At 62.2% G+C, this 20,793-nt stretch carries 17 protein-coding genes; 8 read left to right on the forward strand and 9 right to left on the reverse strand.

Going from position 1 to position 20,793, the window contains the following annotated elements; genetic code table 11:
- Nucleotides 1-4: 4 nt before the first annotated feature.
- The 4 genes from QRN63_RS05125 (at nt 5) to QRN63_RS05135 (ending at nt 9,233) form a co-directional block, all read left to right on the forward strand.
- Entirely contained in the window at nt 5-5,257 is a 5,253-nt protein-coding gene (locus QRN63_RS05125) for a DEAD/DEAH box helicase family protein (RefSeq protein WP_285029787.1), read from the forward strand.
- Nucleotides 5,250-6,311 (forward strand): PD-(D/E)XK nuclease family protein, encoded by a 1,062-nt coding sequence (locus tag QRN63_RS29625; protein ID WP_350224430.1) that lies wholly within the window; start codon nt 5,250-5,252, stop codon nt 6,309-6,311. Before QRN63_RS05125 ends, QRN63_RS29625 begins: the two co-directional genes overlap by 8 nt.
- A gap of 175 nt (nt 6,312-6,486) precedes the next feature.
- Entirely contained in the window at nt 6,487-8,898 is a 2,412-nt protein-coding gene (locus QRN63_RS05130) for an AAA family ATPase (protein WP_285029788.1), read from the forward strand.
- A complete protein-coding gene (locus tag QRN63_RS05135) occupies nt 8,895-9,233 on the forward strand; it encodes a hypothetical protein (protein WP_285029789.1) in 339 nt (112 codons plus the stop codon). Before QRN63_RS05130 ends, QRN63_RS05135 begins: the two co-directional genes overlap by 4 nt.
- Nucleotides 9,234-9,298: 65 nt before the next feature.
- Here QRN63_RS05135 and QRN63_RS05140 read toward each other — a convergent pair whose 3' ends face one another.
- Nucleotides 9,299-9,844, reverse strand: coding sequence for a hypothetical protein (locus QRN63_RS05140; RefSeq protein ID WP_285029790.1), 546 nt, complete (start codon nt 9,842-9,844; stop codon nt 9,299-9,301).
- A gap of 212 nt (nt 9,845-10,056) precedes the next feature.
- Here QRN63_RS05140 and QRN63_RS05145 point away from each other — a divergent pair, with 212 nt between their 5' ends.
- Nucleotides 10,057-11,217, forward strand: coding sequence for a hypothetical protein (locus tag QRN63_RS05145; RefSeq protein WP_285029791.1), 1,161 nt, complete (start codon nt 10,057-10,059; stop codon nt 11,215-11,217).
- Entirely contained in the window at nt 11,198-12,178 is a 981-nt protein-coding gene (locus QRN63_RS05150) for a metallophosphoesterase (protein WP_285029792.1), read from the forward strand. The genes QRN63_RS05145 and QRN63_RS05150 overlap by 20 nt, the downstream gene beginning before the upstream one ends.
- Nucleotides 12,179-12,354: 176 nt before the next feature.
- Here QRN63_RS05150 and QRN63_RS05155 read toward each other — a convergent pair whose 3' ends face one another.
- Both QRN63_RS05155 and QRN63_RS05160 read right to left on the reverse strand, forming a co-directional pair.
- A complete protein-coding gene (locus QRN63_RS05155) occupies nt 12,355-13,263 on the reverse strand; it encodes an NAD(P)H-binding protein (protein ID WP_285029793.1) in 909 nt (302 codons plus the stop codon).
- 14 nt (nt 13,264-13,277) lie between these two features.
- Nucleotides 13,278-13,976 carry an SDR family oxidoreductase gene (locus tag QRN63_RS05160; RefSeq protein WP_267319433.1) on the reverse strand — a complete coding sequence of 233 codons (699 nt, stop codon included), beginning with the start codon at nt 13,974-13,976 and terminating at the stop codon, nt 13,278-13,280.
- A gap of 240 nt (nt 13,977-14,216) precedes the next feature.
- On the opposite strand from QRN63_RS05160, the gene QRN63_RS05165 reads away from it, so the two are divergent.
- A complete protein-coding gene (locus tag QRN63_RS05165) occupies nt 14,217-15,263 on the forward strand; it encodes a hypothetical protein (protein WP_285029794.1) in 1,047 nt (348 codons plus the stop codon).
- A 27-nt stretch (nt 15,264-15,290) separates the two neighbouring features.
- On the opposite strand, the gene QRN63_RS05170 is transcribed toward QRN63_RS05165, so the two are convergent.
- The 6 genes from QRN63_RS05170 to QRN63_RS05195 all read right to left on the reverse strand — a co-directional run bounded on the left by QRN63_RS05170 (nt 15,291) and on the right by QRN63_RS05195 (nt 19,551).
- Complete coding sequence (locus QRN63_RS05170) at nt 15,291-15,704, reverse strand: hypothetical protein (protein WP_267319431.1); 414 nt, start codon at nt 15,702-15,704, stop codon at nt 15,291-15,293.
- A 65-nt stretch (nt 15,705-15,769) separates the two neighbouring features.
- Nucleotides 15,770-16,033, reverse strand: coding sequence for a hypothetical protein (locus QRN63_RS05175; RefSeq protein ID WP_267319485.1), 264 nt, complete (start codon nt 16,031-16,033; stop codon nt 15,770-15,772).
- A 612-nt stretch (nt 16,034-16,645) separates the two neighbouring features.
- Complete coding sequence (locus QRN63_RS05180) at nt 16,646-17,260, reverse strand: hypothetical protein (protein WP_285029795.1); 615 nt, start codon at nt 17,258-17,260, stop codon at nt 16,646-16,648.
- Complete coding sequence (locus QRN63_RS05185) at nt 17,257-18,897, reverse strand: WXG100 family type VII secretion target (RefSeq protein WP_285029796.1); 1,641 nt, start codon at nt 18,895-18,897, stop codon at nt 17,257-17,259. The genes QRN63_RS05180 and QRN63_RS05185 overlap by 4 nt, the downstream gene beginning before the upstream one ends.
- A gap of 31 nt (nt 18,898-18,928) precedes the next feature.
- Nucleotides 18,929-19,222, reverse strand: coding sequence for a WXG100 family type VII secretion target (locus QRN63_RS05190; RefSeq protein ID WP_285029798.1), 294 nt, complete (start codon nt 19,220-19,222; stop codon nt 18,929-18,931).
- 8 nt (nt 19,223-19,230) lie between these two features.
- Nucleotides 19,231-19,551 (reverse strand): WXG100 family type VII secretion target, encoded by a 321-nt coding sequence (locus tag QRN63_RS05195; protein WP_267319427.1) that lies wholly within the window; start codon nt 19,549-19,551, stop codon nt 19,231-19,233.
- Nucleotides 19,552-19,825: 274 nt separating this feature from the next.
- Between QRN63_RS05195 and QRN63_RS05200 the strand changes: the two genes are divergently transcribed.
- Nucleotides 19,826-20,782: a mechanosensitive ion channel family protein gene (locus QRN63_RS05200; RefSeq protein ID WP_285029799.1), complete on the forward strand. Its 957-nt coding sequence runs from the start codon at nt 19,826-19,828 to the stop codon at nt 20,780-20,782.
- The last annotated feature ends 11 nt before the right edge of the window (nt 20,783-20,793 follow it).

Genomic DNA, 20,793 nt, shown 5'->3' on the forward strand with positions numbered 1-20,793 from the left:
ACTCATGGACAGCCCCATCACACCCATCTCGCTCGCCGATGGTTTGCGCGACGCCTTTCTGCGGTACTACGACACTGCTTTCTGGTTGAACGACGAGTCAATGATGACCGAGCGGCGTGCGCTGCTGGAGCAGCCGGGCGCAGTCATCGGACAGATCATGCTTGAGCCAGTCATCCCCTACACGAACACTGACCGACTGATCGACGTCGCCGCAAAGGTGGGGATCCCGGAACGGGTTGCCCGCAACGTCGCGTCAGCCGTATTCCCGAACGTCGTGCCCGGCGAGCTGCGACTGCGTGAACATCAGGCGGAGGCCATTGCGCACCATTTCCAGAGCGGTGACTCCGACGGGCGCAACGTCGTCGTCACCTCAGGCACCGGATCGGGTAAGACCGAGTCGTTTCTGCTACCGCTGCTCCTACGTCTGGCCGAAGAGGCCCAGAACTGGCCGGTACAGCGGGAGGCGCATTGGTGGTGGGAGTCTGAAACCGCACGCTGGGATCCAATGCGCCATCCCGAAGACCGGCCGGCCGCGATCCGCGGCCTCATCCTGTATCCGACCAACGCCCTCGTCGAAGATCAGATGACCCGACTTCGGCGGGCGGTGCGCGGTCTGCGCGCGACTATGGCCGGCAGGCCGGTCTGGTTCGGGCGCTATACCGGGAACACCATTGGCTCCAATAGTCGGCCGACGGCATCCGCGGCGCGAGATATTGCCGCCGAATTGCGTTCTTATGAAAGGGAATTTGCTGAGCTAAAGAAATCGCGTGATGCAGGACGCGATATCGACTTGAGCCAGTTTCCTGACCCGCGATCTGGTGAGATGATGACGCGTTGGGACATGGTGGAAAACCCACCTGACATCATGGTCACTAACTATTCGATGCTCAACACGATGATGCTGCGTCGTTTTGAGCAGTCAATCTTCGAGCAGACTGCAAATTGGCTCAAGAGCGACCCGGCCCATGTTTTCACCCTCGTGGTTGATGAATTGCACGTCTACCGCGGGACGCAAGGCAGCGAAGTCGCCATGATCATCCGTGCCCTGCTACGTCGACTGGGCATTTCACCCGCAAGCCCGCAACTGCGAGTGATCGCCACTTCGGCATCACTGGAGGAATCTAAGCCTGGACTGCAATATCTAGAGCAGTTTTTTGGTGTCTCCCCCAGTACGTTCACCATCCAGCCTGGCCGACAGATCGAGCTGGAAAGGCAGACCGGACGCAGTGACGATGCCGGGAAAATCTCACACCGGCTCGCGATGGCGTGCACGGACCTAGAAGCGAATAGGATTCGCGCCACCTCCATCGAGGACGTCGCTGCTCGGCTCTTCCCTGATTCCGCCGATGGGTCTACCGAGGTCGCGAAAATGCTTCAGACGCTCGCGGATTCGGATCCGCTGGCGACGTCGATCCCGCTCGTACCGTTCCGCGGACATTTGTTCGTGCGCACCCCGCACGGTTTGTGGGCCTGTTCGAATCCTGACTGCACCGGACTGGCCGACCCCTCCGAGAGTCGCCAGATCGGTCGTCTCTACAACACGCCGCTTGGCGCGTGCGCGTCGTGCGGATCGCGTGTCCTGGAGTTGCTGTACTGCTATGAGTGCGGCGACCCTAGTCTCGGCGGATTCATCGCCGGTGGAGAAGGCGACGAGCTCCTCCTCTCTCCCGGGCCAGTCACCGAGGCGCAAAGCGGAAAGCGACTCGTCAGGCGTTCGGCGGCCGAGTTCTTTTGGTACCGACCAGGTATCCCCAACGACCTTCCCGGCCAGTGGAGCAGAGAAGGCATCAATATGGCCTTTGCCCCAACTAAGTTGGACTCGGCTCTTGGGATAGCCGATCCTGCCAACCCATCTCATGCCACGGGCGTGAGCCTACGGATCGCCGGGCAAGCACCCGAAGATCGGATCGCCGCACTGCCCGACCGATGCCCGGCTTGCGGCATTGTCTCTCGTCGGACAAGCAACTTTCGGGGCGGCGAGGTGTTCTCGCCGATCCGCGGACACGGCGCCGCTATCACCGCCGCGACCCAGCTTTACCTATCGCAACTTATTCGGTCGCTGGCCGCCGGGAAGTCTGGAAGAGTTGCGATTGCGGACGCCAAGACGATCATCTTCACCGACAGTCGCGACGAGGCAGCCCGAACCGCCGCAGGTGTCGCGCAAAACCATCATCGCGACCTGGTGCGTCAACTGGTCCGCCAGGAGATCAACGCTGATCCAGATGGGCTCGCGGCGTTGGACGCCATTATGACCAACGCGCCATCGACCGCACAACAAAAGGGACTGGGACTGGCGGTCGTCGCCCGCATGAAGCAGATGAATGGCATCCCGTTGGATCGCGCCGACGAGCAGGCATTGGCCGATGCTGTCGAGACACTCAATCAGCGGTCAGTCATCTCGTTCAACGACCTATGCCGCAAAGTCACCGATGTATGCGTGTCGCTAGGCGCAAACCCCGGAGGGTCCAACCCTTACAACCAGATGTTGGAGGATAGCTTGCGCGGCACCACCCCGTGGTACCGCGCATTCGATCCGCCCACACCGGGACTCTGGGATGGGCCGCCAATCACTCAGGGCCAGGAGAAATTGCGGTCGGCGCTGCGTACGTCGGTCATCGGTGCGACGTTCGATCGCGCCCAACGCGACCTGGAAAATGTCGGAATTGCGTATGCGCAGGTCGACGGTTGGAAGCCCGCCGATGGTCCTCTCGATGAGTCCCAGCAGGCCCAACTGCTGGCGAGTGTGCTCCGCATTCTAGGACTGGCGGGCCGGACGGAAAACAGTGACAGGGGCGGCGTCCATGCCGAAGCGACAGCGCCGTCCGCGGTTCGGAAATTCGTCGAAGCCGTTGCCGTCAAGCTGGGAATCAGCGGGGCTCTTCTTCAGCGCCAACTGGAGGAACTGGTCGCGGAACCCGCAGTCGGCCGCGCGATCTCTGGATGGCTTTTGAAGACGTCCGCGGTCGATTCCAGCTTGGTCTTGCAGCGTGGAGCCGGGAAGATGTGGCGTTGTAACCGTTGCCATTTCGGTCATCTTCAACCGAGCCTCGGGGTCTGCGCTAACCGCAAGTGTGTGGGCCTCGAGCTTACCGAAGTCGTCATCGACAAGGCGTCCGAGATTGACTACTACGCATGGTTGGCGCATGAACACCCACGGCGTCTAGCGATCGCAGAGCTGACTGGCCAAACCAGACCCCTTGGTGTTCAACGAGATCGGCAACGGTGGTTCAAAGGGGCATTCACCGAGAAGGAGAATGATCTGACCGACGAGCTTGACGTACTGTCTGTCACGACAACGATGGAGGTCGGCGTCGACATCGGATCGTTGCGGTCGACAATGATGGCGAATATGCCACCGCAACGGTTTAACTACCAACAGCGCGTCGGCCGCGCAGGTCGGTCCGGCCAAGCATTGAGCTTCGCGCTCACTATTTGCCGGGACGGTAGCCACGATGAGTACTACTACAACCGCCCCGACAGGATCACCGGTGACATACCGCCTCAACCGTTCCTAGACCTAACGCGCAAACGGATCGTCCAGCGCGTCGCCGCTAGTGAGAGCCTCTTCGAGGCGTTCTCCACTCTGTCCCCCTGCCCAGAGTGGACCCCGGACAGCAATCATGGCACCTTCGGGCAGCTTGCGGATTGGGCGAACTTCCGGCCCGCGGTTGCTGCCTGGCTGGCGTCCTCGGAAACGGTCGACCAGATCGTCGACAGGCTCACTTCACATACCCCACTCAATGCTCCCGCTGTAGACGAGATCCGGGTTTGGTTGCGGCAGAATCTAGTCGGCGAAATCGACAAGATCGTTGCGCTCGAAGCCGCGTCGGCCGAGACCGAGTTAAGCAAGGCTTTGGCCCGAAACGGTACGCTACCCATGTTCGGCTTCCCGACCCGCGTGCGAAGCCTCTGGAGCGACCGGGTAACTAGCAGGAAAGCGTTGAGCGACAACGTCGTTAGCGACCGTGCGCTATCGATGGCGATCAGCTCATTCGCCCCTGGTGCGCAGGTCGTCAAGGACGGGCTGATCCACACGGTCGCAGGGTTTGCGGCCTACCGCCCAAAAGGACGGTTCGTCGAGTCGGTAGATCCGCTCGGTACCCCATATTCGGTGGGAAAGTGCCCGCGCTGTGGGCGCACCGAGTTGGAGATAGCCACAATCTGCAAGACGTGCCACGAAACGCCACGCCAGCTCACTGTCTATGAACCACGCGGGTTCCGAACAAATTACAGGCCCAGGCCCTACGACGACGACTTCGAAATCCGCAGCGGTGCCGGCAGTCCTGAATTAAGTGTGCCCGCCGTTGCCACTTCGCATGCTGTACTCGACTGCGTCGACCTCGATCTTTATGAACAGAGTCGACTCGTGTCGGTTAACGACAACATGTCCCAGGGTTTTCGGTTGATACCGCAAGGTGACGGCACGGTGCTGGCCGAAACGGCGACCGGCCAACCGACACCTCTGCCAACGATCGGCGAGATTCGTGTCACGGACGCGCTGCTCGTCACTCTCAGCCGCCTCGACGTCAAAACCGGCGCAGTTTCCTTGTATGACCAACCGTCCGGACGGGCAGCGTACGTATCGTTCGCCGAGGTCCTGCGCCGTGGTGCGCAGGTGTACCTGGACCTGGAACCCTCCGAATTGGTCGCTGGTCTAACGCCGCTGCGTTTGCCGATGTTTGGTGCTCAAGGGCCAGACACCAAGGCCCAGGTGGCCGCGGCGGTGTTCCTCGCCGATGAGGCCGCGAACGGTGCGGGGTACGCCGTTGAACTCGGCAGAGGCGATCTGTTTGAGCAGATGCTCAAGACGACTTTAGCCGACCTGGGCAACATGTGGGACAGCCCGGAGCACCGAGAACGCTGCGACACGTCGTGCCCGGATTGCCTTCGCTCCTACGACAATCGGCGCCGACACGCGCTGCTTGATTGGAGGTTAGCGCTCGACATGATGGAACTGGCCAACGGCGTGCCAGTGACTTTGAGCCGCTCGCTGACTCGTGAAGCGCCGTGGATTAGGACCGCCGCAGCCGCCATGGGGTCGACCGCCGACAGCATCGACGATGTGCCCATCATTACCCGCGGGGACAAGTGCGTGATGCTAATTCACCCGCTCTGGCGCCTTGACCCTGCGTACTTCGTCGACGAACAGGCTCAGGCGTTCGATGAAGCCCAGGATCTTTTCCGTCATGTTTGTGTGCAGGATATTCGTACATTCCGGATGAATCCGCTGTCAGCGTGGGGCCAGCTGCATGTTTGAGTCACCACATCCGCACCCAAACCGGATCGACCGCATCACCCCGACTGTGATGAACGCGCTACGTACGTGCTTCTGGCGAGTAGGGTTCGGGCGCGATACATCCGCATCCTCGTTGCGTCGGTCTAGCCCGAGGGCATCGCTTGGGACCGTGGTCCACTCCGTCAAGCGACAATTCGGCGACCCGCGAGGCTTCGAAGAGGTATGGGATGCGGAGGTGGCGATCCAACAGGCCAGACTCTGCGCAGAATGGGCACCGGCGATCCCGCCGTCTCCCGACAATTGGCCCGGGTGGTCATTGACCAAGACGCGCATCGGTAAGGCTTGGCAGCGGTTTGGGCCATCGCCTGTGGTTCAGCAAAAGTCACGGGGAGGTGGCGGGCTGCTGCCCCCGCTTCCATGGCGCGAGCGTTTGCTCGAACATCCCACGTTGCCACTGCGCGGCGAACCCGACCTCGTTGATCGAGTCGACGGGAAGCTCTGGGTAATCGATACAAAGACCGGTCTGCATCAAGAGGAGCCAACCGTAGAGCAACGTGATCAGTTGCTGTTCTACTGTGCGCTAGTCGACGCTACTTTAGGAGAGGCCCCGGTCACAGCCGCCATCGAAACATCCCGCGGTGAGAGACATTCTTTCCAAGTTGATCCCGACGAGGTTAATAATATCGTGCAGCAGGCGCTGGACGTACTTGCGCGTTTCAACGCCGCGGCCGCGAGCGAGTTCTCAGAGAACTTGGCCTCGCCCTCCGCTCAGAACTGTGGATGGTGCCCGTTCCGTCCCGCGTGCGGACCGTTCTTTCAGGCCTACGACGAAACTTGGGAAATTCCCCATGCTGTTCTCTTTACGGTCTCTTCAGCCAACGGGAGCAAGCTAGGATTAGAGGTGGAAGGCGTTGTACAGCTTCCGCGTTGGCGGGCGAATCGGAGGGTCATCTCGCTTGGCCTTCCCTTTCCTTCGCCCCCTTCCGAGGGCGAGACGTGGGGCGCGACCGATTACGTCGGCCGTGGTGACTCGGCGGTCGCAGCTTGGAATACGACGACTTATAGATGGCCCTAGCCGCTTCGGCGTAAATATGACGTCGGTGCGCCATGCTTGTTGTTCTGTGCCTTCTCCACCAAGTGCTGCTGGGCCGAGCGTGTGCGCATGATCGTTATACACAGATGTGGTACCTCTCTGCCCAAAGATCTGCACCCGGCTGCGGAATGTCGGTGGGGCGTAGTTCAATCACGGTGTGGGGAACGAAACATTGCGGGGCCACGCGGGCAGCGAGGAATCGGTCCAGGACGTGATCGTTCGGCTGCTGGCCGACGATGCCAAGCTGGACGACGAGGCCCGGACAGCGGTATTAGATGCGTTGTTGGATGTTGTGGATCTGAGCGATGGCAGGACTGAAACAGATTGGTCGCCGACTTTTCTCACTAGCATCAACGTGTCTGGCTTCCGTGGTATCGGACCCACGGCCAAGCTCGAGCTGCACCCAGCCCCCGGCCTGACGGTCGTCAGCGGCCGCAACGGCTCCGGAAAGTCGAGTTTCGCCGAAGCGCTCGAACTGGCGCTGACTGGCACCAGCTATCGGTGGCGAGAGCGCCAGTCGCTGTGGTCGGAGTCGTGGCGGAATCTGCATAAGCCCAACCCATGTGCGGTGCGGGTCGAGTTCACCCGCGAAGGTAGTGGGCCGGTCGCGGTCAGCGTGGACTGGGCACCAGATGCTGACCTGACTGACCGCTCGCTCTGGACCCAGGCGGATGGCCAGCGTACGGAAGGTATCGATGGGCTTGGATGGACGCAGGCCCTCGAGCTATACCGGCCGGTGTTGTCGTACGAAGAACTTGGCAGGCTGTTCGATGGCGGGCCGTCTGTCCTCTACGACGCATTGGCTAAACTGCTTGGGCTGGAAGTGCTTACCGCGGTCGAGAAGCGCCTCGCTGCAGACCTCAAGCTCGCGAAAGAGTTCCGCGACGCCTCGGACGGCGAGCGTAAGCAGTTAGTAACAGCGTTGAGCGCGGTTACTGACGAGCGTGCGGACGCAGTGCTGAAGCTGCTGAGGAAGCGGCCACCGGCGGTCGACGAGATTGTCGCGATCACGACCGGATCTCGTAGCGCAGAGCTGAATGTGGTTCCCGCGCTTCGTGCCCTGTCGGAGTTGTCGGTGCCGACCATTGACGAGATCGAGGTATCCGCCTCACGGCTGCGGTCCGCGGTGACCGGCGTGCAGCGCACGGCAGTGGAGGCCGCCGCCTTAGTGGACATGCGAGTCAGCCTGCTGCAGTCAGCTCTCGATTTCCGTGAACACGCGGGCGACGCTAATTGCCCGGTGTGCGGAGGCGGTCGATTAGACGCGGACTGGGCTGATCGGACGAGGACCGCTGTGGCAGAAGCTGGGTCGGCGCTGGCAGAGTATCGTTCTGCGGCACGTGAACTCGAGGAATCGCGACAGACGGCGGCTGCCCTGGTCAACCGCTTCGCGCAGGCCAGCGCGGTCTCGGGTATCGAACTGCCACGCCTTGAGGCCTACAACGCTGCTGCTGGCCAGGCCGTCGAATTGCCCAGTGACGACGTCGAGCTCGCCAACCATCTGGAGTCAACGTGTTTCGATGCTGTCGGCGCAGCTGAGGCGCTGCGGGCCGAGGCAGCAGCTGCATTATTGAGCCGTGAGGGCACTTGGGCTCCGCTCGCCGCGCAGCTCGCCGCATGGCTCCCCAATGAGCAGCAGGCACGCGAGTCCGATGGTGTCGTTAAGTCGTTGACTGCGGCTAAGAAATGGGTGACTGACAACGGCACCGAATTCCGGAACCTACGGTTGAAACCCATTGCGGCGCAGGCTCGTGAGATTTGGGCACAGTTGCGGCAGGAGAGTAACGTCGATCTTGGTGATATTACATTGGCCGGCACTGCCACCAAACGAAAAGCGGTGTTGAGTGGTTCGGTGGATGGACAGGCAACGCAGGCGTTGTCGGTGATGAGTCAAGGCGAGCAGAACGCCGTCGCTCTGGCCTTGTTCCTGCCTCGGGCGACGTCGGTGAAGAGCCCGTTCCGATTCGTGGTGCTCGATGACCCTGTCCAAGCGATGGACCCGGCCAAGATCGATGGTTTCGTTCGCATCCTGACTGACATCGGGCGCACCCACCAGGTGATCGTGTTCTCGCATGATGACCGGCTCGCGTCGGTGGTGCGGCAGACCGGCGTGAATGCTCGCCTCATCGAAGTCATTCGCGATGCTGGCTCGAAGGTGGCGGTGCGTTCGAACCTTGATCCGGCCGCCCGTTTGGTCAGCGACGCGAACGCGATGATCAAAGATGAAAAGCTACCGCCAGTCGTGAAGACCCGCGTCGCGCCCAGCTTGTTCCGGATGGCGCTGGAATCCGTTGCGTCTCAGGTACATTTCGCCAAGCAAGCAAAGGCCGGTGAAACTCGGGTGGACGCCGAGAAGAAGTGGGAAGCGGCGAGGACGACGCGTACTCGCCTGGCACTCGCGGTGCTGGGCGACACCGCGGCTGATTTGACGGGCTGGTTGCAGGCGAGGCCGCATCGGAAGAACGCACTGTCAGTCGGCAATGCCGGTGCTCACGGGGCAGTGGGAGTCAGCGACGCAGACGTCAGTGATTTGCGGCGAACCGTCAAAGACGTTCTCGCGGGGCAATGAGCGCGATTCTGCTCCTGGTAGAGGCACAGAAGGTGCTGAATGATGCGCGCGCTGACGGCCTGTCGGCCCGCATGGCTGCATTTCTGGCTCGCCAGGCGCTCGAGGAGATCATCGACCAACGGTGTGCGGACGTCGACGCACATGCGCCATGGGCGACAGCGCGGAGCAAACTGGTTATCTTGCGGGCCTTGGATTCTCAGGACGTGGCGGACAGTGCTGCGATCGCCTGGAACAGGCTCAGCTTGGCTTGTCATGTGCACGCATTTGAGCTGCAGCCGTCGAGGGCCGAGATTGAGCACCTGTGCGGGGTTGTGGCGTCGTTGTTGCCAGCGTGACGCCGCCTCCGCGACCTGGGTGTCACGCTGGCAACAAGGTGAATGTGGTCAAAGCTGATCGGCTGTCAGCTTCTCGTCTTCGTGCCGAACAGCGTTGGGTCAGGTGCCGGCTCCGCATCGCCGCCTTCGTCCCACGGCCGGCAGTAGGGGCACCATGGACGTAGTCGGTGGTGCAGCCATTCGGTGTAAATCACGGCGAACATCCATAGGTCTCCTGGGATTAGGTAGACGGTCGGTGTCGTGCCGTACACCGCCAGGCCAAGCGCCACCGGACCGCCGACGATCATGATCGTTACCGGCAGTCCACGCAATGAACTAGTGAAGTGGGCGAACCGTAGCGAACGCTTTCGGCGTTCGGCTCGCGTTGGTGCATCGGCCGGGACCTCGTTCATGCAGCGAAAGCACAGATGGTCTTTGCGGCGGTGAATGCCGGAGACGAGCCAGCACGTCAGCAACACTGCCGCTACGAAAGCGTTGACGACAGTCAGCATGCCGAACCACGACAGTGCTCGTACGAGAGCTGCCGCTGCGAGCACATAGATCAGTGAGTGTGCCATCGCTGTTTGCAAGCGCGACGAGCGTGATTCGTCTCCGAAATGTGCTGCCTTCATTGTTTATCCAGTCGTGAGGCGCGTCAAAAGCGCGTTGAGTGAGAACTGGGCAACATATCGCCAGTGACCGACAAGTCAACCGTTAGCGGTCTCCCCGTCAGGTTGACGAGTTCCAGTCGCTTTGGTGTGCCATCGATGCTGATCTCAATTCCCCGCCAATGAACAGCACTGTTTTTGGAAGACTTGTCGGTAGTCCGAGTTACGTTAGGGCGATGCGCTGGTATGCCCGTCCTGAGACCTCCGCCCTCCAGCTAAGGTTCGCGCCTCGGCTGGCGTCCTGGAACAAGGCCGATGATCCTGACCAAATTCGGTTGCGGGAGTATTTGGATGACACCGAAGTGCTGCTTGCAGATTCTCGAGTAGAGGGTCCGTGGGCACTTCGGCTCGACGTAGGGCTCCCGAGCACGCGCAATCTGCTCGATGCAGCTGATCTCGACAACTTCGCTTACCCGCTCGCTTATCGGTTAAGGGACCCTGGCTTGGTGTCCGTGTGGTGTACGAAGCGGCACGACGGACAGTCGCTCGTGCGCATCGAACCCGCAACGGAAGCTGCTTCACCCCCAACAACCTTCCTGCTTGCGACACCGACAGTCTCGGCATCGACGACTGCCTTCAAAGAGCAAATTTGCGCCGCTGTGGCTGGAGAAGCGGAACTGCCAGCGGGACCCGTCAAACTCGAACTTTCATTCGTTGTCAGACCGCGCAGGAACTGGCTGAACCTGTGGAAGCAGACCATCGACGCACTTGATCCGCTCCTTGGACGCACCAACCCAGATCGTGCCTGGCATCCACGCGACGGCCGCATCACTGAGCTGGGCATGCACGTCACTTTTGATTCCACCATGCGCAATAGCGTCGCCGTCGGCATCGCCGCGACACAGGCGCGGGAAACTTGTACAGAGCCCCGGAATACCACGAACGAGACCGAGCGTATTTCGAGCCCGTGGACTCGGCCTGCCGTCATTCTCGGTCAGGCGGGCGATCCACTAGTCGCTCAGAACCCGACACCCGACGCGGCTAGGTCGGCTGGCATGCAGATCGATCGAAAATCGCTGCGGGAAGACAAGATCGACGGACACGACGCCGGCCCATATGAGTTCCGTGACGACGACGCAGGTTACCTAAGCTGGCTGGCTGCGCATCCCTATGGCTACGTCATCAACATCGCGCGCAGCCACAGTTTGGCTGCAGCACGAATTCATCAGGCCTGTTGCCGGACGATTAATGGCCAGAACCCACGCAATGGTGTGTGGACCGGACCGTACGTGAAGGTATGCGCGGACTACCTAGCTGACCTCGTACAGTGGGCGATAGAAAACCTACGCCAGCCGATTCCGCCGTGCGGGATCTGCCATGTGGGTGCGGTGCGATGATCAGTCGGTGACCGGCTACGACGTCATCGGCGACATCCACGGCTGCGCCAACCCGCTGGAATCCCTGCTGGAGGCGATGGGGTACCAGCACGCTGACGGCGCGTACCGGCACCCGAGCCGACAGGCCGTGTTCGTCGGCGATCTGATCGACCGCGGCCCGCAGCAGCTGCGCGCGCTGGAGCTTGTGAAGGCCATGGTCGACGCCGGCAGTGCGCAGATCGTTATGGGCAACCACGAGTTCAACGCCGTCTGTTACAGCATTCGCGGCGCTGACGGTGAGTACCTGCGCCGACACTCGGACAAGAACGCTCGACAGCACCAGGCCTTCCTCGAACAACTGAATGCCGACCAGCAGCAGTACTACCTCGACTGGTTCCGCACCATCCCACTGTGGCTCGACCTGGGAGGCCTGCGGGTCATCCACGCCTGCTGGCACGAGCCGTCGATGAAAGTCGTTGAGCTGGAAGTTGGTTCGAACCTGATCGGTACTGATGCGCAGTTCGCTGCAGCGTCGACCGAAGGCCATCCGCTCTATGACGCCATCGAGACGCTCGTCAAAGGACCCGAGTTGAGCCTGACCGACCACGGGCAGCTGCCCTATCTGGACAAGGATGGGCACCAGCGCAGCAGCTCGCGACTGCGGTGGTGGTCCACCGGCTCGACATTGCGTGAACTGGCAGAAATGACAAGCACTTTCACCACGCCGGACGGGGCGCCGTACCCGGAACTTCCTTCGGTCACCGTCGGGAACGATGACCATGTGTACTCGGGCGATGTCCCGGTGGTCTACGGCCACTACTGGCGGACCGGAACGCCCGAACACGGCCTCGACTGGACCGAACGAACCGCTTGTGTGGACTTCAGTGCCGTCAAGGGCGGGTCACTGACGGCCTACCGGTGGTTGGGGGAATCGACTGTGCAGCTGGACAACTACGTCCAAGTACTCGGCAAAATCACCTGATCCAGCGCCGATCTGGCGTGGATCTTTAGGTGTGAGCGCGTGAGATGGCTTTGACCCCGGGGCGATCCGGATAGTCCGATCGTGCGCTACTTCGAAAGCACTTCTGCCTGAGGCGGTTGTGTTGAAACCGCAATGAGGTCAGCAGTGTTGGTGGCCAACGAGCACGGGCCGGACCATCAACGCACCAACTCTGTCCGTAATGCCAACGGCCCATCCTGGTCGAACTTCGTGCGATTGGCTTCAACAAACTCCGGCACGGTCATCGCCTTGTGTCCGGTAATGACCTCGACCAGGTTGTTCTCGCCGGCGAACACCCCGTCGCGGTAGTCCTGCGCGACATTGCTGATGTGCTGCACAAAAAAGTCCGTCCGGCCCTGGGTGATCAGAGCGGCTGCGAAGTCAGGGATTTCGATCGGCTGGTAGTGCACCGGGATGCCCAACGTCTCGCCAATTTGCGATGCGATCGCGTAGTGGTCAAGCTCCGCGGCTCCTACCAGCGGATAGATCTGGCGGTCATGCGGAGCGGGGTTCTGCAGGATTGCCGCGATCACGTCGGCTTGGTCACGTGCGGCGATCGGGGCGTGGCGGCCGTTGCCGAACGGCAGCTGCAGGACCCCGGCGTCGCCGTCGCGCTTCCACTGCCAGGTGAACCACTCGGCGAAGAACGTCGGACGCAGGTGTGTCGTGATGAAGGCGTGCCGGTCCAACAGTCTTTCAGCCAGCCAATGCTGCTGTGCGGAATTGCTTTTTGCGTCACGGCGCGCTGAAATCTGGGACATGCTGACGACTGCCTTCACTCCGGCCTCGCTGGCGGCTTGGGCGAAGATCGCCGTGGCAGTCAACAATCCACCCGGTGCGATGGGGTAGCAGAAGTACGCCGCGTCGACACCTGCCATCGCTGAACTGACGGCACGGAAGTCCAACAGATCGCCGACCACTACCTCGGCGCCGGCCGCAGCGAGAGCGTCGGAACGCTTGTCCGCGCCGTGGACGAAGGCCCGAACCCGGTGCCCGGCGTCTAGCAGATTGTGAACGGTTGGCACGCCGGTGGTTCCAGTCGCGCCGGTGATGAGAAACGTCGACATAGCAAGGCCTTTCGCTACGACCGGGTGAAGGCCAGGTTCTCGACGGGTCCGGACAGCGCGGCCTTGACCTGAGTCGACAGTTCGTCGACCAATACCTCGGAAGCGCCGGCCTCGAGTCCGTCGATGATGCGTCGGGCGACCTCCGCCGGAGCGAGCTTGGGTGCGTTGATGCCCTCGGTCATATCGGTGTCGATGTACCCGACATGCACTCCGACCACCTGGGTGTGCTGTGGCTGCAGTTCCTGGCGCAGCGAGTTGGTGATCGACCAGATCGCCGCCTTCGAGGCCCCGTAGGCGCCAGCGCCGCCGAGCCACGACAACACCGAGTGCACATTGACCAGGGCGCCTCCGCCGTTGGCGGCGAGGATCGGCGCGAAGGCACGCGTCACCCGCAGCGGCCCAAACACATTGGTGTCGAAGGTGTCGGTGATGTCATCCCAGCTGCCGGTCAGCAGATCATCCAGATGGGAGACACCCGCATTGTTGATCACAATGTCGACGTCACCGGCGATATCCGCCAGTGCTGCAACCGAATCCGCCGAACCGACCTCAAGACCGTACGTGACCACCTCGGGGCGCTCGTCGGCGAAGGCTGTGCGTGCGGTCGAGTAGACCTTGCGGGCGCCTCGCGCCAGCACCTCGTCGACCAGGGCTGCGCCCAGTCCCCGTCGACCACCCGTCACCAGAACCACCTTGTCTGCTACATCGGTCATGTCGAATCCCTTTCACTCTGGCTAACGATCTCGTTACTGAGATAGAACCACCAACGCTGATTGATGTGACCGTTAGTCAGGTGTGGGGTTTATGACATGCGATCGGGGAATAATCGCGTGAGTGGCGCTGCGACGGGTGCTGGTCGCCGGGGCCGGCGCTCGTCGGTGAGTTGTGTGTTGAACGAGCCATGTCGAAGTGCGTGCCGCAGGCCTATCCCACGGTTGTGCCACGATGGCCCCATGCCGTCCACCAATTGGTTCGAGCGTCTTGTCGGTTTCGTTGAGGCTGACTACGACAGCACGCGCTCTCGTCTGAGTGTTGAGGGACATGAACTCGTCTCCTCGGCGAATGGCGCGAGGTACGGCATCGGGACGCTGCGAACGCCGAGTCTGGCGGAGTTGCGAGCGACGGTGTCCGTTCCGGATCACTATCGAACGACCGTCGCGTGCACCGTGGGTGATGTCGGGGCGATGCACGGCGAACCTGAATTTGCCGGTGCGCTGTTCCAGGTGGCGTCGCAGTTCAACTTGCTGGAGATGGCGCACTACAGCGTCACGCCGGAAGACGGGGTGACCCGCTACGCCAACGACCACACCCAGGGGCCCGCATGTGCGATCGCGGCAGGTGCGGGGACCATCTACCGGAACTACTTCGCGTCGGTGGACGGGCAGTCGGGCCAGACTGCTGACCGCCAGTTGAACATGCTGGAGCGCATCGGGCGTGCGCTGTCCGCGCACCTTGGCTTACCTGTTTCGTCGTTGTGGCACATGGAAAACGGCTACGCGCTCTGCGCAGCTGACGGGTTGACGGCGATCAACGACTTCCTTGCCGCAGCGAGCCCGGAGGTCCGCGATGCTCTGGCGAGGGAGCTGACTATCGGGCTGCACCTCGACGTTGAGGTGACGGAAACGCAGGGAGTTCAGGGGCAGACGGTCTCGCAGGCATACTGCTCGGCACTACCTGTTGCTTATTCAAATGTGCCGCAATGGCACTGGGAGCATTTCGCTCGCCTGGTTCTCGAATCCGCATATGAGGCAACCCTATTGGCGGCAGTCGATGCGGCCATTGCGGGCGGCTCGAACATTGTGCTGTTGACTAGGCTAGGCGGGGGAGTGTTCGGCAATGCCGACGAGTGGATCGACGCCGCCATTCTCAGGGCGTTGAGGATCGTCGAACAAGCTGGACTCGACGTCCGGCTGGTGAGCTACGGCAGCGTCCACCCGAATATGCATGCCATCGCCGCCAGATGGGACTCGGCTGGACGGGACGGCGCGGCGGCCGATTAGCTGCGACAACCTGGATGTTCCTACTGCTCAGGCCCAACGTGTCTCATTCACCTGGATGTCGGTCAACTCGCCAGGTTCGACGAGCCCGAGCCACCCCATGTATTGATCGCCGTGTAGTCCAAGTTCTTTCGCCACAACGGGAGCACCGATGAACGAGACTCTGATCCGGCCGTCCCTCAGCCGCCCTATCAAGGAAACAGTATGTCCGCCAAGCAATCCACTGACACTGACGCGACTCACGCTTTCGATCGTGGATCGCGGCACCTTCGCCCACGGCTCGTAACACCCTGGCTCACTGCATGACTCGCCACGAGCGAATGCGTCTGGAATGTCGATATCGGGACCAACCTGCAACGCCACCCACTCGTTGGTGCTGAACGAAATCTCGAATCGTTGTCCCCGGTACTCGGCGATCGCGCAGGTCACCGGGATCTGATCCATCAGTACCCGCTCCTTCGTAGAGACCTGTCTATAGCGATTGCCGAGGCCCGAGTGGCCGGTTAGCGTCACACCGCCGTGCCCCTGTCGACGCCGGGTTTCTGGATCAAGAGATCGTCATGCAGCCGACGCCGACAGGCCTCGACAAACTCGATTGCGGCAGTCCTGTCAGTCAGAAAAAGGTCGGACTGACCGGGTGAAATCGCGTAGTACTCTTCGTAACCGACCATTCCGTTGCTGACGGGGATCGAGACGTACCATCTCCCCGAGTCGAGCTCGGTACCGATCGAGTAGCGATCTTCTCTCGAGACGAACACGTCGCTGAACCTCACGTCATCCTTCGATCTAGCCGCGCACTCTGGCGGCCTTAAGGCCTCTTCAGCGAGAGCTTCAGCAACTGCCGTGTCGGAGAACTCAGGCTGTTCGCGCAGACTCCAGCATGCTAGGACTGTGTGGGTGTCGTAGTAGTGCTGGAACAGTGCGATGGCGTCGGTGGCTGTGAGCACTTCGGAGGGTCGCACGAGATATGTGTTGTCGCCGTTCTGAATTGGCGCGGTCTCGGCCGCTTCACCTGTGCCGTCGGGTCGGCCGATCGTGTACAGGCGGTGGACGCCTTCGGCGTCGGCTTGTTTGATCTCGACGGTCAGCCGATCGGGCGCGACGCCAGTGGCCTGCATCCACACCGTCGGGTGGATCGTCTCGTCGTAAGCCGTATCGGCGGGCAGCGGATAGATCGACAGGTGCGTGTACCGGCGGTCACCGAGGCGGTTGATGATCGCGCTGATCTGGGCGGGAACCTCTTCAGGAAACTCGCTCATCCACCCAGACGAGCGATTTGTCGCTATGACGTGGGTCGGCCTATCGAGTCGCATTCTCCGGGCACCTCCGCGAATCTCTCCGTAATTGCGACGACGTCCGAGAGCTCAGGTCGCGAACTGCTCTGGCTACTCTTTCGGTTTGCCCTTCACCGACTTCGCTGGGGCATCGCCCTTTGCCTGTGTGGCCTCGCTTTTGACTACGGGCGCCCGACCGGCCGAGGGCTTCTCGACGTCAGCTCCGGCCCCTTCGCCGTATTGTTCCGCCACAGCGTTGTCAGAAAACTCTGGCTGCTCGCGCAGACTCCAGCCCGCGGGGACAGCGTGGGTTTCGTAGTAATGCTGGAACAGCTCGATGGCGTCGGCGGCTGTGAGGACCTCAGAGGGGCGCACCATGTAGGTGTTGTCGCCGTTCTGGATTGGCTCAGTCTCGCCCAGTTCGCCGGCGCTCTCTGGCCGACCGACGGTGTACAGCCGGTGTACTCCTTTTGCATCGGCTTGTTTGATCTCGACGGTGAGGCGGTCGGGAGCCACGCCGGTGGTTTGAATCCACTCATCGGGGTAGGGGAACTCGTCGTACGGCACGTCGGGGCCTACTGGATAGATTGAGAAGAAGGTATCTTCCCCGTCGCCGAGACTGTTGATTCCCGCAGCGATCTGAGCGGGAATCTCTTCGGTCCAGATGCTCATCCGCATCGTTGCTCCGTCGGAAGCGAGGATGTGCGTGGCTTTCTCGAGCCTCATTCTCCGGGCACCTTGATGACCTCGACGTGGGTTACTTTCACGGTTTCGACGACTCCTTGTTCATTGGTGATAGTGACATACGCAGGGTTTTCAGGTGACACCTTGGTATCGAACTCCAGCTGACGTGCGTCCCGGCCAGCGGTGCCCGACTTGACCTCGATACCTTCATACGTCCCATCGGGTTGGCGAGCCAGCCCATCGTAAAAGCGACCACCTTGCGGGCCGCCGTCTACGGTTGCTTTCCGTTGTTCGTTGGTCACCCATCGACCGGGGTTCCGCTTCTCGTACTGCTTGAGGCCTTCGGCTTCGCGTTGTCCGGCGTATCTGCCGCCGGGGCGTCCGGTGATGTGCCCATACCGGTCCCGGCCGTCGCCGCGGTCGATGCCTTCACCGGGGCGCCCGGTGTGCGCATGCATGACGATCACCGGATTCAGCGCCGCCTCGTGCGACAAGTCGATCGCACCGGCGCCAGCCATCGTGCCGCCCGCGGCGATCATGCCCGCGCCGGCCAGGTTCACCGGGACTCCGACTGCAGCGCCGACGACAGTTGCATCCAGGATGATGCCGGGCACCTCCAACCCAGCCCCGCCAGCCATGAGCGCCGCGCCGCCGATCATTCCCAAGGTGTCGAGTGGATTGTGAAGTGCGGCGTTGCCGAAACTCGCCGCCGAGTTGACCACGTCAGCCAGCACGTTGTACGCGGCGTCGCCGAACTGCTGAAGCTCCATCTTGGCCCAGTTGGCCATTACCGAGGCGATCGCTTCGGCGGCCGCGATCAGTGGCGCGAGCAACGTGGCCAGGGCGTCCACTTCAGCCTTGAAGTTGTTGATAACGACGCGGATGTCATCGGCGATCTTCTTGATCTCGTCTTCATCCTCGCCGGTGAGCAGGTCCCACACTTCACGAATCCCGGTCATCGGGTTCACGATTCGCGACAGCAAGTCCAGGACCGCTGCGTGCGTGGCATCGATGTGCCCCGCGTACGAGTTGAGGTTCGATGCGACCTGGACGCACTGGCCAAAAAGCGCCGTCGCGTTGGTGTTGCCCGCCACCACTGCCTGCGCGACCTGCCCGCCTTCCGGAATCTGTTGTGCCGTAACCACGCCCAGCGCATTGAGCAGTGGTGCCTCGGCACCGAGGAATGCCGATCCCGCCGCTGTCCATGCTCCGGCCGCCGCCCGCAGCTTGCTGGGGCTGCCGTCGGGCCAAATCATGCCCAGGAAGGGTTCGACCAGTGACCAGCCCGGCGGCGCGCCCTCGTTGCTGCCTTCGGCCGACGGTGGGACTTGTGCGCTGACGAACGCCGTCGGCGCCGCGGCCGGCAGCGGCGCTCCGCCGGTGCCGTGAGTGTTCGACGCAACTTCGGCCCGCGAATAGCTCGTCGCGCTGGCTCGGATGCCGTCGCCGATCCGGGCCATGCCATTTCGCAGGTCCACCATCGCTTCGAGCATCGCCTTGGCCGACTTGTCATAGGCCCGGCCGTGGACGATGCCGGCCGGGTCATCTCCCGACATTCCTCCGCTGCCCGAAAGCGCAGAGTGCAAGGCGTCGATAGCCCTCCCGAGCGCTTCGGCCTGGGCGTCCACAGACTGCCCAGCGCCATCGAGTGCGCGCGGATCAACAACAATCGGTGCCACAGGTTCGCCGCCTATCGCACCGTCAGCCGGGTCACCGTGACCACATCGTCTGATTGCTCTTGGCCGCGCCCGTGTAGTTGCCGTGCGCCTTGTGGGCCGCCTCGCGAAGCTTGACCAGGGCCTCGCGCATCTCGTGCGCACCCGCAGCCCAGCGGCGATGTGCGTCGGCCTGCGTCGCGGCAGCCATGCCCTCCCACGTGGCGTGGAGGCCCGAAACCTCGGCGTCGGCTTCGGTGATCATCGCCTCGATCCTGGCCTCTACCTGGGCCATCTTCTCCACGATCTCCATCAACTTGTCGGTATCAACTCCGAATTCGTCAGACATCGCCGGCCCTATCCGTCGATTCTCATCTGGGTGCTGAGCGCTGCTCCCGAGTGGCTGTCTTGGCTCTCGTATGCACCGGCAGCCGTCCCGAGCAGGGTCGCCATCTCGGCGAGGCCGGTGTGAACGTCCTTGGCACCCTCGTGCCATTTCCAGAACGATTCGGCGAATGCGCCGCTGGACAGCCCGGTCCAGCCCGATCCAACGAAGCCGGATACCTCGTTGTCGATTGTCTTCAGCTGCGTCGCGAGCTCGTCCGCGAGCGAACCGATCGACCCTGACACCCGCTGCAACTCTTCCGGGGAGACCCCCAGAATTCCCCCTCCGGCCATGCGATACCCCTAACGCGTACTGGCTGACGGTTGAAGCCTACCGAGGGTGCCAGAGGGTCGCTGACGCCAATTTCGTTGGCGCTCACAGGTTTTAGACAGGTTTCTGTCGGATTACTGGCAGGAAGGCTACGAAGAGCGCACGCCACTGTGACCCGCACAACGACCAGTCCCGCTCGTCGACTGGATCTCACGACGCCCGAAACCCGCTGGTCCAGCCTGCAGCGACGAATCGCCGTGGCCAGGGGCTTCGACGTCCTCTCGTAGGGTCGAACCCGTGCATGTCTACCAACTGGCTTTCGAATGGACGGAAACGAACCGACACTGGCTGATGGAGGTCCCGATCCGGATCGCGGCCTACGGGGTGATCGCACTGATCGCGCGGTTGGTGTTGCACCGGGTAATCGACCGCGCGACGACGGGGCGGACCAGCAAGACCGTGGCCGTCGACGAGCAGTCGCAAGCCAACCGTCCGCCGCTGTTGCGCTACCTGCGCGACCGCACAGCGTCGTCGAACGCGCGCAAGGCCGCCGAGCGGCGCCGTCAGCGCGCACAGACCATCGGCTCAGTCCTCAAATCGACGGTGTCGATTCTGCTGCTGATCTGGCTGGTGCTCGCCATCTTGAGCGTCGTCGGCGTGAATATCGCGCCGTTCATCGCCTCGGCCGGTGTGGTCGGCCTGGCGATCGGTTTCGGCGCGCAGAACCTGGTCCGTGACTTCGTCAGCGGCATCTTCATGCTGCTCGAGGACCAGTACGGCGTCGGCGACAACGTCGACCTCGGCGACGTGACCGGCGAGGTACAGACCGTCGGCCTGCGCATCACCACCCTCCGCGGCGGCGACGGCACCATCTGGTACGTCCGCAACGGTGAGATCAAGCGCGTCGGCAATATGAGCCAGGATTACGCCGTTGCGCAAGTGGAGGTTCCGGTCGCGCTGACCGCGGACCTCGATCGGGCGGAAGAAGTGGCCCTGCAGGCGGCAGAGTTCGCCATCAGTGATCCGGCGATCTCCGACAATGTGCTCGGAGACCTGGAAATGCTTGGTGTGCAGGAACTCTCGCCGGATCTGCTGACCCTGCGGATGTCGGTGAAGACCAAGCCGAATACGCAGGCCGCGGTGCAGCGCCGGGTCCGCCGCGAGATTCTGCGCGCCTACGACGAGCACGACATCGCACTGCCGTACCCGCAGGGGCGAATCAACGCGGTGATGGGTGGCCGGGCCGCGGAGTAGTGCCCTGGGCT

Source organism: Mycolicibacterium sp. lyk4-40-TYG-92 (genome assembly GCF_030209435.1).
GTDB lineage: Bacteria > Actinomycetota > Actinomycetes > Mycobacteriales > Mycobacteriaceae > Mycobacterium.